Genomic DNA, 534 nt, shown 5'->3' on the forward strand with positions numbered 1-534 from the left:
CCTTCTGTCTTTGCTATCTTCATTATGCGTTTAGTCTTCTTTATTAATTCACTCATTGGTTGTAGGGAATGGTATGGGAAAGCGAATAACTAAAAAATACTTCAAGGAAGGTGAAGCGTGTACTGACTTCACTAAGGAACTTGCTAGGGCTATTTATGACCAAGAACCAGCCTATTCTGACCAAGATTTTGATGCTTATTACATCCGCAATTGGTCAGCCCTAACAGCCACTCCTCGTTGGGAGTATACGGTATGGAACGAGGATGGCTCTGTAGATGCCTCTATGGCATTCTACGTGGGTTATCACAAAGAGTTTGGCCAACAGGTCATCTATGTGATGAACGCCTTCTCGAAGATCCCCGGGGCCTTATCTGGGGGTTATCGTTGGGGTTATAAGATAGCCAAAGAATTAGGTTTACCTTTCTTCTGTTTTACTAAACGAGTAAAGAAATGGGACACAGAAGATAAGTTCGTATCACTTAATTATGAATGGAGGATCAAGAAATAAAAGCACTTGATAAAGTCGGAGGCCAA

Annotated in this window: 1 protein-coding gene; it reads left to right on the plus strand. The window is 41.6% G+C overall.

The genetic code is table 11. From position 1 onward, the window contains the following. Positions 1 to 73: 73 nt before the first annotated feature. Positions 74 to 508 carry a hypothetical protein gene (locus N1032_RS27525; protein ID WP_259543907.1) on the plus strand — a complete coding sequence of 145 codons (435 nt, stop codon included), beginning with the start codon at positions 74 to 76 and terminating at the stop codon, positions 506 to 508. Positions 509 to 534 lie beyond the last annotated feature (26 nt).

The sequence above is a fragment of the Herbiconiux daphne genome (genome assembly GCF_024979295.1).
Taxonomy (GTDB): domain Bacteria; phylum Actinomycetota; class Actinomycetes; order Actinomycetales; family Microbacteriaceae; genus Herbiconiux; species Herbiconiux daphnes.

Bases quoted from the DNA above. Each gene is read 5' to 3' on its own strand.
- N1032_RS27525 (WP_259543907.1), top strand. From the start codon at position 74: ATGGGAAAGCGAATAACTAAAAAATACTTCAAGGAAGGTGAAGCGTGT.